The organism is Acinetobacter sp. YH12151 (assembly GCF_013418355.1).
Taxonomy (GTDB): Bacteria; Pseudomonadota; Gammaproteobacteria; order Pseudomonadales; family Moraxellaceae; genus Acinetobacter; species Acinetobacter pseudolwoffii.
On record NZ_VPCG01000006.1, the window covers coordinates 1 to 14,636 of the forward strand.

Annotated in this window: 14 protein-coding genes, 1 pseudogene and 1 riboswitch; of the genes and pseudogenes, 10 read left to right on the forward strand and 5 right to left on the reverse strand. The window is 42.8% G+C overall.

All coding sequences use genetic code 11. The features are described 5' to 3' along the window. The 7 genes and pseudogenes from FTU82_RS03300 to FTU82_RS03330 all read left to right on the forward strand — a co-directional run. Positions 1-111 (forward strand): annotated as a pseudogene (locus FTU82_RS03300) (IS701 family transposase); the annotation flags it as partial. A 66-nt stretch (positions 112-177) separates the two neighbouring features. Next, on the forward strand, positions 178-564 hold the full coding sequence (locus FTU82_RS03305; RefSeq protein WP_005097047.1) for a hypothetical protein: 387 nt from the start codon (positions 178-180) through the stop codon (positions 562-564). Positions 565-769: 205 nt separating this feature from the next. Continuing rightward, complete coding sequence (gene prmB / locus FTU82_RS03310) at positions 770-1,780, forward strand: 50S ribosomal protein L3 N(5)-glutamine methyltransferase (protein ID WP_034609000.1); 1,011 nt, start codon at positions 770-772, stop codon at positions 1,778-1,780. A 13-nt stretch (positions 1,781-1,793) separates the two neighbouring features. Next, the gene (gene aroC / locus FTU82_RS03315) at positions 1,794-2,888 is read left to right on the forward strand and encodes a chorismate synthase (RefSeq protein WP_180085341.1); all 1,095 of its coding nucleotides are present in this window, start codon (positions 1,794-1,796) and stop codon (positions 2,886-2,888) included. Positions 2,889-2,957: 69 nt separating this feature from the next. Then, positions 2,958-3,476 carry a GNAT family N-acetyltransferase gene (locus tag FTU82_RS03320; RefSeq protein ID WP_180085343.1) on the forward strand — a complete coding sequence of 173 codons (519 nt, stop codon included), beginning with the start codon at positions 2,958-2,960 and terminating at the stop codon, positions 3,474-3,476. A gap of 127 nt (positions 3,477-3,603) precedes the next feature. Then, the gene (locus FTU82_RS03325) at positions 3,604-4,512 is read left to right on the forward strand and encodes an AEC family transporter (RefSeq protein ID WP_180085345.1); all 909 of its coding nucleotides are present in this window, start codon (positions 3,604-3,606) and stop codon (positions 4,510-4,512) included. A 330-nt stretch (positions 4,513-4,842) separates the two neighbouring features. Further along, a riboswitch (glycine riboswitch) is annotated at positions 4,843-4,930 on the forward strand. A gap of 135 nt (positions 4,931-5,065) precedes the next feature. Beyond that, positions 5,066-6,310, forward strand: coding sequence for a D-amino acid dehydrogenase (locus FTU82_RS03330; RefSeq protein WP_180001435.1), 1,245 nt, complete (start codon positions 5,066-5,068; stop codon positions 6,308-6,310). A gap of 84 nt (positions 6,311-6,394) precedes the next feature. Here FTU82_RS03330 and FTU82_RS03335 read toward each other — a convergent pair whose 3' ends face one another. After that, entirely contained in the window at positions 6,395-7,048 is a 654-nt protein-coding gene (locus FTU82_RS03335; RefSeq protein ID WP_005097039.1) for a hypothetical protein, read from the reverse strand. Positions 7,049-7,148: 100 nt separating this feature from the next. Between FTU82_RS03335 and ispF the strand changes: the two genes are divergently transcribed. Beyond that, positions 7,149-7,637, forward strand: a complete 489-nt coding sequence (gene ispF / locus FTU82_RS03340; RefSeq protein ID WP_005170695.1) for a 2-C-methyl-D-erythritol 2,4-cyclodiphosphate synthase — start codon at positions 7,149-7,151, stop codon at positions 7,635-7,637. Positions 7,638-7,639: 2 nt separating this feature from the next. Here ispF and FTU82_RS03345 read toward each other — a convergent pair whose 3' ends face one another. The 3 genes from FTU82_RS03345 to FTU82_RS03355 form a co-directional block, all read right to left on the reverse strand. Further along, positions 7,640-8,164 (reverse strand): protein tyrosine phosphatase family protein, encoded by a 525-nt coding sequence (locus FTU82_RS03345; protein WP_100535153.1) that lies wholly within the window; start codon positions 8,162-8,164, stop codon positions 7,640-7,642. Positions 8,165-8,227: 63 nt separating this feature from the next. Beyond that, positions 8,228-9,319 (reverse strand): 3-deoxy-7-phosphoheptulonate synthase, encoded by a 1,092-nt coding sequence (locus FTU82_RS03350; RefSeq protein ID WP_180000403.1) that lies wholly within the window; start codon positions 9,317-9,319, stop codon positions 8,228-8,230. Positions 9,320-9,446: 127 nt separating this feature from the next. Then, the gene (locus tag FTU82_RS03355) at positions 9,447-10,337 is read right to left on the reverse strand and encodes a sulfite exporter TauE/SafE family protein (RefSeq protein WP_005097034.1); all 891 of its coding nucleotides are present in this window, start codon (positions 10,335-10,337) and stop codon (positions 9,447-9,449) included. A gap of 389 nt (positions 10,338-10,726) precedes the next feature. On the opposite strand from FTU82_RS03355, the gene lpxB reads away from it, so the two are divergent. Next, positions 10,727-11,899 carry a lipid-A-disaccharide synthase gene (lpxB, locus tag FTU82_RS03360; RefSeq protein WP_005097031.1) on the forward strand — a complete coding sequence of 391 codons (1,173 nt, stop codon included), beginning with the start codon at positions 10,727-10,729 and terminating at the stop codon, positions 11,897-11,899. A gap of 15 nt (positions 11,900-11,914) precedes the next feature. On the opposite strand, the gene FTU82_RS03365 is transcribed toward lpxB, so the two are convergent. Then, the gene (locus tag FTU82_RS03365) at positions 11,915-12,838 is read right to left on the reverse strand and encodes an AraC family transcriptional regulator (RefSeq protein WP_180085347.1); all 924 of its coding nucleotides are present in this window, start codon (positions 12,836-12,838) and stop codon (positions 11,915-11,917) included. A gap of 187 nt (positions 12,839-13,025) precedes the next feature. Between FTU82_RS03365 and FTU82_RS03370 the strand changes: the two genes are divergently transcribed. Next, positions 13,026-14,243 carry an alkane 1-monooxygenase gene (locus FTU82_RS03370; RefSeq protein ID WP_005170714.1) on the forward strand — a complete coding sequence of 406 codons (1,218 nt, stop codon included), beginning with the start codon at positions 13,026-13,028 and terminating at the stop codon, positions 14,241-14,243. Positions 14,244-14,636 lie beyond the last annotated feature (393 nt).

The window sequence follows — 14,636 nt, forward strand, 5'->3', positions numbered from 1 at the left end:
GAAAATGTATATCGTTGGCAGAAGAAATTATTTAGACCAGTTATCAAAAACTTCATTGATGACTTTATTCTCGATAAAAATCATCTGCTACCACAGAGAATCTATAAATAATAGTGCGTAAGTCCTAGATTGTTAAACATTTATTGGAATTATACCAGTTTAGGTAAAGGGGATTTTATGCGTCTTGCATGGTTTTTGGTTGCAGTTTTTGCGGGTAGTGCAGTTCAGACTCAGGCTGCTGTAGGATATTCCAAGGAATATTCGCAGTGTATGAACTTTAGTTATGGTAATACCGCTAAAGCAGAGAAATGCCTAAAGAAAGAGCTGAAACTACACAACAAACGTCTGAAGAAAAGCTATAAAAATTATCTAAAGCTGAATCCGAATCAGACCGCGGCCATCCGCAGTCAGCATGTGCTTTGGGAACGTAAACTGTCGCAGCAATGTAATTTAAGAGTGTCTGGAAAATATGCCAAACAGCAACAAGGTCAATGTATGCTGGCCTTGATTATGGATCAGGCAAATCTTTATCAATCCCGCTCCTATGCACCAGGTTCACGATAAATCACCACATGAGGCATAGTTTGAATTGTCTGAACTTGCTCTGAAAAAACTAGAATGACAGGTTGAGGATTGGGTAAAAAAAACACGAATTTTATCATTTTTATGAGCCTAGAGAATTCGTGTTTTTCATACTTTTAGCATTATAAAAGCAGGCAAAACAAGGTATCATAAGGCGTTTAAAAAAATGACCTTGGAGACGCCCTACGTGGATCGACCGACTATTAGCCCTGAACATATTCAGGAAGCCGCTGAAAACCTAAGCACAATTCGTGATTTTATCCGCTTTGGTGTGACAGCATTACGTCAATATGATGCGCACTTAGGCCAAGGTACAGAAGATTATTTTGCTGAAAGTTCAGCATTGGTATTACAAAGTATGTCATTGGAATGGAAAGCGGATGCTGAAATTCTCGAGGCAAAATTACTCCCAAGTGAAAAAGCTGAATTTTTAGGATTGTTGGAGCGCCGTATCAATGAGCGTATGCCAACTTCATATTTATTGAATTTAGCCTACTTTGACGATAAACCTTATTACGTGGATGAGCGTGTACTGATTCCACGTTCACCGATTGCTGAACTGATTCAAAATCGTTTTGCACCTTACTGTCTGGATGAAAATTATCAGGCTCGTGAAGGGGTAAACAATCTACCTGAAAATCCAGATCCAAAAATGCCTCGCCGTATTTTAGATATGTGTACAGGTTCAGGTTGTATCGCGATTGCTCTGGCTTATGCTTTTCCGGAAGCCGAAGTCGATGCCACTGATTTATCTAAGGATGCTTTAGAAGTAGCACAAATTAACTGTGAACATCATAACCAACAGTTTAATGTGGCCTTGCTTGAGTCTGACCTGTTTGAAAAAATTCCTGCTGAAAATCAATATGATTTAATCGTATCGAACCCACCATATGTGGATGCAGAAGATATGGCTGATCTTCCCGATGAGTTCCATCACGAACCTGAAATGGCATTGGCTGCGGGTCAGGATGGTTTGGACCTTGTACGTAAAATGTTGGCACAAGCTGCAGATTACCTGACTGAAGACGGTCTTATTGTCATTGAAGTCGGTAACTCGGAATGGGCGATGAAACAGAACTTCAATTCAGTCGATTTCTACTGGTTACAATTCCAGAAAGGTGGTTCAGGTATCTTTGCACTCACTGCACAGCAATGCCGTACTTACCGCGATTTATTCATTCAGTCTATTCAAGCATAAGGAGTCGTGTGACATGGCAGGTAATAGTATAGGGCAACTGTTCCGTGTGACGACTTGTGGTGAATCTCACGGTGTGGGCCTGATGGCCATCGTTGATGGGGTTCCACCGGGTATTGAGCTGTGTGAAGCCGATTTGCAAAAAGATTTGGACCGTCGTAAGCCGGGTACATCGAAATTTGCCACCCAGCGTAAAGAGCCGGATGAAGTAGAAATTATTTCTGGTGTGTTTGAGGGTAAAACCACTGGAACATCGATCGGGCTCTTGATTCGTAATACGGATCAGAAATCGAAAGATTATGGCAATATCGCGCAAACTTTCCGTCCGGGTCATGCAGACTATACCTATACCCAGAAGTACGGTTTCCGTGATTATCGTGGTGGTGGCCGCTCAAGCGCGCGTGAAACAGTGATGCGTGTGGCAGCGGGTGCCATTGCCAAGAAATTCCTGTTAGAGAAATTTGGCATTGAAATTCGTGGCCATGTCACACAAATTGGTACTGAAAAAGCAGAAAAACTGGACTGGAATGAAGTGCCAAATAATCCATTCTTCTGTGGTGATGCTGATGCCGTGCCACGTTTTGAAGCGCTCGTGACTTCACTACGTGAACAAGGCACCAGCTGCGGTGCAAAACTTGAAATTATTGCGTCTAAAGTACCTGTGGGTTGGGGTGAACCGGTCTTCGATCGTTTAGATGCAGATATTGCGCATGCCATGATGTCGATTAACGCGGTCAAAGGCGTTGAAATTGGTGATGGTTTTGGCGTCGCTGAGCAATTTGGTCATGAAACACGTGATGAGTTAACAACAGACGGTTTTCTGGCAAACCATGCCGGTGGTATTTTAGGCGGTATTTCTAGCGGTCAGGACATTCGTGTCGCGATTGCACTGAAACCAACGGCTTCAATCACTACTCCGGGTAAAACCATTAATATCGATCGTGAAGATACAGACGTGTTGACCAAAGGCCGTCATGATCCTTGTGTGGGCGTGCGTGCGACACCAATTGCAGAAGCGATGCTGGCGATTGTGCTGATGGATCACTTTATGCGTCATCGTGCGCAAAATGCCGATGTAGTTGCGCCTTTTGAGCCGATTGAACCAAAATAATTCGCTTTTCATCTGAAGCGGATACGATTAGAGTCAGACTTCGGTCTGGCTTTTTTTTATATTTATATAATGAAAAATAACAATATTCGCTTGGCAAAAACTACAGATATCCAGAACATTGTTGTATTGATCAACACAGCTTATCGTTCCAATCATGGCTGGACACATGAACATAAGATGGTTGCTGGTCAACGGATCAATCGTGATCAAGTAGTGAGTCTCTTGGTGCAGAGCAACGTTAAGCTTTTTGTATTAGAGAATCATGATCAGATCATTGGCTGTATTGGGCTGACTGAATTCGATGACTCTATGGAAATTGGAAGTTTTGCCATTGATCCAGACCAACAAAACTCAGGTTATGGAAAGCAGTTACTAGATTTTGCTGAGTCTTATATTCTTGAAACGTATCAGAAGAAAGTGATTCGCATGTCAGTATTGAATGTCCGTACAGAATTGATTGCTTATTATCAGCGCCGGGGCTATCAGCTGACTGAAAAGATCGAGGCATATCCACTAGATCAAAATGTCGGAGAGCCTTTGATTCCATTACATTTACTGATTTTAGAAAAAATGATCAGATCAATATAATGAGTTGATGAAAATTCAAGCATTTTACTTCTTAAATTAATTGGTGAAACAGCCATTAAATATGCTAGTTTTTGTGCACCGTCTAAAGGGTGTTGAAAAATAGACGGGAAACAGACCAGGATGGCACATGCTGCAAATTATTTTAACTTCTTTATTTCCTCTTATTGGCTTGATCAGCTTTGGCTATTTGCTTAAGCATGGGCAATGGTTGAGTGAAGACTTTTGGCGCGGTGCAGAAAAGTTAAATTATTATGCACTATTTCCAGTGATGTTATTTTTAAATCTGGCCACTGCCAAGATTCAGATGAATGTGATTCAGGATGTGGTACTGGTGGTATTTAGTATCATGATCGTGGTCAGTATCGTACTGTATATCTTGCGCCATATGTACCAGATATCTTATGCGCGTTTTGGCGTCTATGTTCAGGGCTTGTTGCGCTTCAATACCTATATCGGACTTGCTGCGGTCAGTAGCTTATTTCATCAGCAGGGCATGACCATCTTCGCTGTGATCATGGTGTTGTGTATTCCTTTGGTGAATATCTTATCGGTACTGGCATTTACCCGCAGTCACGATATGCAGCTGAAAAAAATCATTCTGGATTTGTCTAAAAATCCATTAATTTTAGGCTGTATGGTGGGTGGTGTGTTTAATCTTTCCGGTTTGGCACTCTGGGCAGGAGCAGAGCAATTTCTTAAACAGATTGCACTATGCAGTTTGCCACTCGGTCTGATGTGTGTAGGAGCAGCCTTAAAGTTTCAGGGCTTTCAGCGAGATGTATTGCCACTCAGTCTGATGACCTTTGGTCGCCTGTTTGGAATGCCGCTGATTGCATTTTTAGTCTGTAAAATTTTCCAGATTGATACATTCACCACGCAAGTATTGGTATTGTTCTTTGCCTTACCTACCGCCTCAGCGTCTTATGTGTTAACCCGGGTATATGGCGGCGATAGCCAGTTAATGGCGAGCATCATTAGTGTACAAACCGTCGTAGCGGCGGGAAGCTTAATATTGGTACTTTCCTGGATTATTTAAAATTCCTTGATTCTCAAATAGATGATATAAGATCTAAATCCTGAATTTAAACTCTCTATGCTTTGAACCATTAAAATAGCCTAAGCAATAAAGGTTCTATTTAAGCGCCAAAATCAAATCAATCCTAAAATCTTATAAAGTTTAGAATCTGTTGTATCTCGCTGAATAGAGCAAAAGTGAAATCTAAAAATTTGGTAGATGGGCAATATCAGTCAGCAGCAATAACTCAGTTTAATTCGGAACAGTAATTACAAATTGATTCACGTGAACTCACATAAATAAAAACTGTCTTATTGAATAAAATGGTATATAAATTGCTCATGATAATAAAACATTATTGCAGGAGAGAAATGCTTCTGCGTTCGCCGAAGGAGCAAGTTCCCAGGAAACTCTCAGGCAAAAGGACTGTGATAATGGATAAAAACTCTGGAGAGAAGTGTTCAATCACTCACCGAAGGGGAAGGTGCTCGCATTGATGTGCAATGCAGCGACCGAAGCTCTCAGGTACACATGACAGATGGGAAAAGACATCAATATAATCAAGGAGGTGTCTATGTGTCATGTCGTGGTGATTGGGGCGGGTATTACTGGGGTAACCACAGCGTATGAGCTTGCTTTGGCAGGCTATCAGGTGACTGTGATAGATCGACATCTCTATCCGGCCATGGAAACTTCTTTTGCCAATGGCGGCCAGCTTTCAGCCTGTAATGCCGAAGTATGGAACCAGAAAGCTACGGTACTCAAAGGTATCAAATGGATGTCTCAAAAAACTGCACCACTTTTGCTCAATCCTTCTTTTAGTGTGCATAAATATAGTTGGCTCATGGAATTTTTGGGAAATATCAAACATTATGAAGCCAATACCCGAGAGACTGTACGTTTGGCTTTATTGGCCAGAGCACGTTTGTATGAAATTGCCCAAACAGAACAGATTGATTTTGATCTGGAAAAACGCGGCATTTTACATTTTTATCATAACAAGACGGATTACGATGTCGCGATCAAGGTCAATGACCTGTTGTGTAGCGGCGGACTGGAGCGCAATGCCATTTCCAATGCGGAAATCAAGCAGATCGAACCTGCATTAACAGGCGATTACTATGCCGGATTTTACTGCCAGAGCGATGCGACCGGAGATATTCATAAATTCAGTACAGGACTGGCCAAAGCCTGCATGCAAAAAGGCGTGAAATTTGAATTTGGCCAAGATGTCTTTGCCGTCGATCATCAGGCTCAACATATTCGGGTGAAATGCAAACCCAGTACTGAAAATGTACATCATTCTACAGATGACATTCTGGAAATTAATGCAGATGCCATTGTGGTGTGTGCGGGTGTGGGCAGTTATCAATTGGCCGAGATTTTAGAGGAACGAGTCAATGTTTATCCGGTCAAAGGTTATTCAATTACCGTGCAGCTGAATGATGAACAGAGCCAAAACAATGCACCATGGGTCAGCTTGCTCGATGAAAGTGCCAAAATTGTCTTGTCACGTCTGGGTAAGGATCGTTTACGAGTCGCAGGAACCGCCGAGTTTAATGGCTATAACCGGGATATTCGTGCAGACCGGATTCAACCACTGATTGACTGGAGCAATCGTAACTTTGATCTGTGTACCGAGCATGTCGTACCTTGGGCTGGCTTACGCCCGATGATGCCAAATATGATGCCTGTGGTGCGCCGTGGTAAACATGAGCGGGTATTTTATAATACCGGCCATGGTCATCTGGGCTGGACCTTGTCGGCTGCAACGGCTGCACTGATTAGCAAGGAAATTGCTCAATACTATCCTGCTTAAATTGATGGCCCGCATGCGGGCTATTTTTTACATCAAATTTCTCATTTTATATAAGGTTAAGTTTTTAATATTTTTTAAATTGAATCAATCATATAAGCGATAAACCCCAGTAAAACGTTCACAACCTTTTTGCTGAGTGTTGACGGCTAGAATCGCTTTACTATAGTTAAACTCATAGCGGCAGTCATTTTCATTATCCATGATCTGTTCTTTTGCTGCAGGCGTGGTATAGGCTAAAAATGGAACAGTCTGCGTTTCGGCCCGGTTATTGGGATTGCGATAGGCCAGACCTTCAATCTTGATGCGGTCTTTAGTCAGTTGATGAATCTTGATATGCACAGGCTGTTTGGCCATTTGTCCCTGCTCGAACTTAATATAATGCTGAGTTAGGCTTTGATTCAGTGAAATATAGATATTTAAATCATCGAGGCGCCATTCAAACTGCTGTTTAAAACAGTCCAGCGTTTTGCATTGCTGTAACCGATTTGCCCATAACTGTTGGGTGTCTTGCAATAAGCGAACGGGGGCATCAGTAATTAAAAAAGCGGTCAAGTATTGGTCAGCGAGTTTTTCCCGAGCTTCGGACAGCGCTACTGAGCAGACTTTATTCATGGCCGCTGTTTTTTTGCTGTCGTTGTTACAGTCGAGTGGGTTCGCTGAACTACCCGCAGATATCATCCCCAGGCCGAGCATCAGGCCAATTATTTTCAACATATTTATATCAGTTTTCAGTAGCATGATCGCTTATACTTTCACTGTGTTACGCTTGGTCTAACTATAGCGAAATAGAAAGCAAGTGTACAAGATTTCAATGGGCTATTTCTAAAGGATGTATAAGGTGATCGCACAAATTCGTATTGGTCAGGGTCTGGATGTGCACGCATTTGAAGAGGGTGAGTTTGTCACTTTGGCCGGCATTCAAATTCCGCATACGCACGGTCTGAAAGCACATTCGGATGGTGATGTGATTCTGCATGCACTCTGTGATGCATTGTTGGGCGCGTTGGCACTTGGAGATATTGGCCAGCATTTTCCGGATACCGATCCGGATTTTAAAGGTGCGGATAGCCGGGTATTGTTGAAGCAGGTTTATCAGTTAATTCTGGATCGTGGCTATCAGCTGAACAATGCTGATATTACCGTCGCCTGTGAACGTCCAAAACTGGCGAAACACAATCTGGCCATGCGTCAAAGTATCGCAGATGTGCTCAATGTCGATGTCACTCAAATCAGTATTAAAGCCACTACCACTGAGCAGCTCGGTTTTACCGGTCGTCAGGAAGGTATTTTATCTATGGCAACCGTGCTGTTGAGCCATAATAAATAGGCTCAGACAAAATAATTTGGATTAATCAGGGATCGTTCCAGTTCCTGGGTTGCTTTACGGCCTTGCAGCTGTAGGGCAACTGCATGCATGAGACCTGTCCAGGTTTCATTCGGTTCCCAGATTTGATGCAAATGTTCATGCGCCGTAGGAAGATCCACGTCCATATAGTATTGACGATATAAATACATCAGACAGCTGACATGATAGTTTTGTGAACAGTGTACCCAGACCATCTGTTCCTTAATCAGGTGATTGATCAGCTCGAGTACCAGTAAACATTGATTGTCTGAAGGGGTTTCCCATGAAATCGGTAACTGGATATAGTTCAGGCCCAGCTCAAGGCAAATTTTATCTTCATGTGGCAGATATTGGTCGTTATCTGTTAATGCTACATTGATGACCGTAGACACACCGTATTCTTTAATCAGCTGCAGCTGCTCAGTTGTCGGTTGACCGGATGTAAATAAATGGTCATGTATAAACTGAAAATTATCAATCTGGCTTAATGCTGTTTCAATATCATTCATCAGATAAAATTTCCTTGTTCAGAAATGCAAACGCCATCTTGGCGATGGCGTTTGTCAGATCATTTAACGATTAGCTAAAGTATCTTTTAATGCCTCATGCATGTCGAGTAAGACTTTTTCAGTCGTTTCCCAGTCGATACAGCCATCAGTGACTGATTGGCCATACTCCATATCACAAAGGTTCGTAGGAATGTCCTGACGACCGCCTTTAAGATGACTTTCTACCATAATACCAACAATTGACTTGTTTCCATCAAGAATTTGTTCGGAAATATTTTTGAGTACAAGCGGTTGCAGGTACGGGTCTTTGTTTGAGTTGGCATGGCTGGCATCAATCATGATTTTGGTGCTGACTTTGGCCTTGGCTAATGCGGCTTCCGCATCTGCGACCGAGCCGGCATCATAGTTAGGCTTACCATTACCGCCACGCAGTACCACGTGGGCATACGGGTTGCCTGAAGTACGGATCACAGCGACCTGACCTTGATCATTTAGACCGAGGAAGCTGTGACCATGTTTGACCGATTGCATCGCATTGGTTGCCACGGTTAAACCGCCGTCCGTCCCGTTTTTAAAGCCGACTGGTGAAGACAGACCTGAAGACATTTCACGATGCGTCTGGCTTTCAGTCGTACGTGCACCGATGGCTGACCATGAAATCAGGTCTTGATAATACTGCGGTGAGTTCGGATCAAGTGCTTCAGTGGCACATGGTAAACCTATTTCATTCAGTTCAAGTAACAGCTTACGACCGATACGCAGACCTTTTTCGATATTGAACGAGTCGTTCATATCCGGATCGTTGATCAGGCCTTTCCAGCCCACTGTGGTACGTGGTTTTTCAAAATAAACCCGCATCACGATGTATAAGCTGTCTTTAACTTTTTCGCTTAACACTTTTAAGCGTTCAGCATATTCGTGTGCAGCCGCAGGATCATGAATAGAACAGGGGCCGATGACAACGAACAGGCGTTTGTCTTCACCATCCAGGATTTTACGAATCGTTTCACGACCATGCAGTACGGTTTGATAAGCAGTTTCAGTCAAAGGTAATTCTGCTTTAAGCTCAGCAGGGGTTACCAAAGGAATCATGCTGTGGATATTCACGTCATCAATATCTGATGCTGAAATGGGATTTGACTGTTGTGTATTCATTGCCGTCACTGGTTCGATCATACAAAAGGTTGTTTAATAGCCCGAATATAACATGAATGATGCGTCACTTTGTTATAAAAAAGATGAATACTTCTTTGAAAAAAAAGTGATGAATCGCATAGTTAAATTAAACGGACTGGGAATTCTGGCTCATGACGACCATCGCTGTTTCGGCAGGTTGAGCCGGTTTTGATTTTACAGGGTTAAGCATGAAATTCAGGCCGAGCCCAAATAAGGTAATGCCTAAAATTTTGCGAATCAGTTTTTCTGGCATCCGTGAACTGAGCAAAGTACCAACAATAATCGCGGGAATAGAGCCCACCAATAACCACATGAGCAGCATGAAATCGACATTGCCTGATGACATATGCCCCAAGCCTGCAACCAGCGTCAGTAACACGGCATGCACCACGTCTGAGCCAATGATACGAATCATCGGCAGATTCGGGAACATCACCACTAAAGCCATGATGCCAAATGCACCTGCACCGACTGAAGAGAGGGTGACAAAGATGCCCAAGATAACGCCCATAATCATGATAGCGATGCGCTTTTCCTTGGCTTGCAGTTTTACTTTTTCCAGATCCTGCGTCATATCTGGCAGTTCTTGTTTTCGGTATTTGTTGAAAAGATTTTCGATCTGGGTGCGGAACAGAATAGACAAGCCGGTAATGGTCAGCATAAAGCCCAATACCATGGTCAGGACGGCCTTGTAATGTGTCGATTGGCTTAAATAGTTGTCGAGTACCCAATGCGTGGCAAAAGATGCTGGAATACTGCCTACTGCCAGCCAGATCACAATTGGCCAGACAATATTCATTTTTTTGGCATGCACAAAAGAACCGCAGAATTTTGAAATCGCGGCATAGAGCAGATCCGTACCAATTGCAATGTGGGGTTCAATCCGGAATAGGCTGATCAGAATGGGTGTCATCAATGAGCCACCACCGACACCGGTTACTCCAACACAAAAACCTACCAACACACCTGCTAAAATAAACTCAATCGGACCAAACATGCATATATGCCAAAATCAAAAAACGTGGATATCTTATGACTTTTGGATATAAGTCGTTGTCTTGATTATTGATTTACTTATGCATAAAAAAGATAAAGCACTGGGCTTAAAATTAAATGAAGTTTCATGTTCATCCTCGCTATAGAAAATAACGTGAAAGACCGGTCACTTATTTTAAAGGACACTTTGATCTGCCTGAAAATGAAGATGAATCAGGAAAACCACTTCAATAGAAAAAATCATCAGGGAAGATTAAGAGTAGGCTAAGTAATTCTAAAGCATACCTTTCTTAAAATATAAGATGCTCACTGCTTATTCAGGCATAAACCCAGCTTTATGTTAGAATTACGATTAAATACAGTTCAATACGGATCTGAGAGGGAACTCACTTGCTAAATCGAAAACTAAAAATTGGAATCGTGGTCGGTGAGGTCTCTGGAGATACGCTTGGCGCAAAGTTGATTCGCTGTTTTCGTGAGCAAGGGATTGATGCCGAATTTGAAGGCATCGGTGGTCCACAAATGATCGCAGAAGGCTTTAAAAGCTATTATCCGATGGATGTTTTATCGGTGATGGGCATTGTTGAAGTTCTCAAGGATATTAAAAAACTCTTTGCTGTACGTGATGGGCTGGTCGAAACTTGGACTAAAAACCCTGTCGATATTTTTATTGGTATAGATGCACCTGATTTTAACCTGCGCCTGTCGAAAACCATTAAACAAAAACAGTTGCCGATTAAGACCGTGCAATATGTCAGTCCTTCGGTCTGGGCATGGCGTCAGGGACGTGTGCATGGTATTAAGGCCAACATTGATCTGGTGCTGTGTTTATTCCCATTCGAAAAAACCTTCTTTAAAAAATGGGATGTGCCAGCCGCTTTTGTGGGTCATCCTCTGGCCAGTCAGTTGCCGCTTGAAAATCCGATTATCGATGCTAAACAAGAACTGAATCTTGATCCGAATCAGAAGCATATTGCACTATTACCGGGAAGTCGCCGCGGTGAGATTGAACGTTTGGGGCCTTTGGTTCTGGATGCAGCCAAGATTCTGCATCAGAAATATCCGGACTATACTTTCCTGATTCCGGCAATTAATGAGGCGCGCAAGCAACAGATAGAACGCTTGCTGGTGACTTATCCTGAAAGTCTAAAGATTCAAATCCGCTTAATGGAAAACAGCGGTACCGAGTCAAAAATCGGCCGTCAGGTCATGAATGCATCCAATATTATTGCGCTGGCGTCAGGTACTGCGACATTGGAAGCGATGTTATTACATCGTCCGATGGTGACTTTCTATAAGCTGAATTGGTTGACTTATCATGTGGTGAAATTTCTCATCAAAATTCCTTATTATTCGCTACCAAATATCATTGCCGGCAAAAAAGTCATTCAGGAGCTGATTCAAGCCGATGCTACGCCTGAAAAGCTGGCGGCTGAAATTGAAAAACTAATGAATATTGAAACTGCACAAATTCAGGTGATGCAGCATATCACCATGCATAAGCAGCTATTGTCTGGTAATAGCGAAGACCCGGTCAAAGCCGTGCTCGCGCTAATCCAGTAATTTGACGTTATTGTTCTAACAATTCAGCCGGTACTGGGTGGGCGTCTGTTCAAACTGTTTTTTAAAACTTTGACTGAAGGCTGTCTCGGATGAATAACCGACCAAATAAGCAATTTGCTGAATGCTGAATCCGCTATTTCGCAAATATTGTGCCGCCAGTCGCAGGCGATGCTGTTGTAAATAAGCCAGTGGCGGCTCACCAACAATCTGGGTAAAGAGCTGGGCAAATTTGGAACGTGACATATGACATTGCTCAGCCAGACTTTCTACGGTCCAGAACTGCTCAGGTTTGCCATGAATTGCAGCCAGTGCATTGGACAGTTCCGGATGCGAGAGCGCATTCAGCCAGCTCGAGGCATTTTTCAGATTTAAAATATAATCCCGCACACATTCAATCAGTAAAATACTGACCAGATGATCCAGAATCTTGTCACGTCCCGGCCGCATCTGCTGGGTTTCCAGCGCCAGAAACTGCAAACCGACCTGTAACCATTCCGGTGCGGTGTCGCCCAGAATATGCTGAATATGCAGATATTTAGGTAAGGCACTTAGTAGAGGTTTTGCCATCTGCATATCCAGACTGGAACGAAGGGTGAGCATGAAGCTGTGTGCTGCTGAACTCTCCCGATTAAGATCAACACATTGCTGTGCATGGGTCTGGAAATAAGCATTAATTGAACGATGCTCAGAAAAATCGGCACTGCCGGGGCAAGAAATGCGATGGGCAGAACCTGCGGGTAAGAGTACCAGATCACCTTGTTGCAGCTCGAGCAGATCGCCGTTGGCGAACTTTAATTGTGCCTGTCCTTGTAACAGGATATAAGCCAGCATAAAAGGCTCATGCTGATAGTCAAAGCCGCTCGGATGAAACACATTCAGATAAAGATATTCAGATTTTGCCAAATGAATATCATCAAAAATTTTACTCAAAGCATCCATGCCTAACTCTATTCTTCTATTTATTTCACTTAATTGACTATAAATTTTTTAACTTTTTGATTTTAGGCCAGAATTTGGCTGCATGTGCCAAAGACGCTGACATAGGTTTTCTGGACGTTGAATACTGTTCGCTGTTGCTGAAATATTCAACTATAAGTGCAGAGTAACATAAAAAAGGAAGCTCGCAATGAATGCCCCTGCACAAATCCAGAAAGCGCAGTTTACGCAGGAAGCGTCAGCACTAAAAGGTGTAAAGCTGGATAAAAAACGTTTTGGCTGGTTGCTCAGCCCAGGTTTGCCTGTGATCGGAATGGGAATTTTGGCCGGTTATCATTTTGGCCCCAAAGCGACTAAAAAAGTCTTTGCTTTGGGCGGGCCTTTATTATTGCATGTGATTATTCCGACTCTGGATGCCCTGATTGGCGATGATGCTAACAATCCGAATGACGAACAGATTCAGGCGCTGGTCAAAGATCCGTATTATGACCGGATTGTAAAAGCCTTTATTCCCTTGCAAATGGCAGCCAACGCTTTTGCCGGCTATGTGGTGACACGTCCAAATGTATCGATACTGGATCAGCTCTTATTGGGAGTTTCCATGGGTGCGATTAACGGCATTGCGGTCAATACGGCACATGAACTGAGTCATCGTCCGCAGAAAAAAGACCATTACTGGTCGCATGCCAGCCTGATGCCTTTGGCCTATAATCATTTCCGTATTGAACATCCTTATGGGCATCATAAACGGGTGGCAACGCCAGAAGATCCGGCATCTTCACAAATGGGCGAGTCTTTTTACCGTTTCTGGCCACGCACTGTGTTTGGCGGATTAAAGTCAGCGATCCAGATTGAAAAGAAACGTCTGGAACGTAAAGGATTGAAATTTTTGAGCAAGGAAAATGAACTGTTTCATGGCTGGGCGATGAGTGCAGGCTACCATGCCTTGATGCTAAGTGCTTATGGTAAAAAGCTCATTCCTTATACACTGACTCAGGCCTTTTATGGGGTAACTCTGTTTGAAATCGTCAATTATATTGAGCATTATGGTTTGAAACGCACAGAAAAAGATGATGGCAGTTATGAACGGACCTTGCCTGAACATAGCTGGAATAATAACAATATTGTGACCAATCTGTTTTTGTACCAGTTGCAGCGTCATTCAGACCATCATGCCTTTCCAAGTCGCCCATTTCAGGCACTGCGACATTTTGATGAAGCACCCGAATTACCCAGTGGTTATGCCACCATGTTGATTCCGGCTTTAATTCCGCCGTTATGGTACAAAATGATGGACCAACGGGTCTATCAGCATTATCAGGGTGACCTGACTAAGGCCAATATTCATCCAGGCAAACGTGAGAAAATTTTTAAAAAGTTTGGACTTATTTTAAGTACTGAAGCATAAACCTAGTTTTAAATAAAAAATGCGCTTCTTACAGCTAATGCCAGTCAGTTAAGGAATTGACTGGCATTTTCTTTTTCAAATTCATGATTATATCTGATAGATAAAAAAGTCATCCGCAACTGTTTGAGGCAGGACTACATTTAAAAATGATTGTTTCTGCGACAAATTTACTAGTCGATGGTGGCTGACGAGTTTTGCGGTGAGGAGTGTTGCTCCGCAAGATGCCCTCCTTGCGAAGCTTCGCTTCTCATTTGGGCGAAACCAAAGTAACAAATAATTTACAAGAATTTGATTTATAACATTAATACTCCGCATTGAATGACTAAAAATTAAAGAGTCTGTTTCTAAACTCCTTAACTGATCAGCATTACTTCTTACAGCGCATTTTTATTT

Bases quoted from the DNA above. Each gene is read 5' to 3' on its own strand.
- FTU82_RS03305 (WP_005097047.1), top strand. From the start codon at position 178: ATGCGTCTTGCATGGTTTTTGGTTGCAGTTTTTGCGGGTAGTGCAGTT.
- FTU82_RS03355 (WP_005097034.1), bottom strand. From the start codon at position 10,337: ATGTTTGGTCCGATTGAGTTTATTTTAGCAGGTGTGTTGGTAGGTTTT.
- FTU82_RS03335 (WP_005097039.1), bottom strand. From the start codon at position 7,048: ATGCTACTGAAAACTGATATAAATATGTTGAAAATAATTGGCCTGATG.
- FTU82_RS03370 (WP_005170714.1), top strand. From the start codon at position 13,026: ATGAATGCCCCTGCACAAATCCAGAAAGCGCAGTTTACGCAGGAAGCG.
- FTU82_RS03320 (WP_180085343.1), top strand. From the start codon at position 2,958: ATGAAAAATAACAATATTCGCTTGGCAAAAACTACAGATATCCAGAAC.
- FTU82_RS03365 (WP_180085347.1), bottom strand. From the start codon at position 12,838: ATGGATGCTTTGAGTAAAATTTTTGATGATATTCATTTGGCAAAATCT.
- FTU82_RS03330 (WP_180001435.1), top strand. From the start codon at position 5,066: ATGTGTCATGTCGTGGTGATTGGGGCGGGTATTACTGGGGTAACCACA.
- aroC (WP_180085341.1), top strand. From the start codon at position 1,794: ATGGCAGGTAATAGTATAGGGCAACTGTTCCGTGTGACGACTTGTGGT.
- FTU82_RS03350 (WP_180000403.1), bottom strand. From the start codon at position 9,319: ATGAATACACAACAGTCAAATCCCATTTCAGCATCAGATATTGATGAC.
- FTU82_RS03325 (WP_180085345.1), top strand. From the start codon at position 3,604: ATGCTGCAAATTATTTTAACTTCTTTATTTCCTCTTATTGGCTTGATC.
- FTU82_RS03345 (WP_100535153.1), bottom strand. From the start codon at position 8,164: ATGAATGATATTGAAACAGCATTAAGCCAGATTGATAATTTTCAGTTT.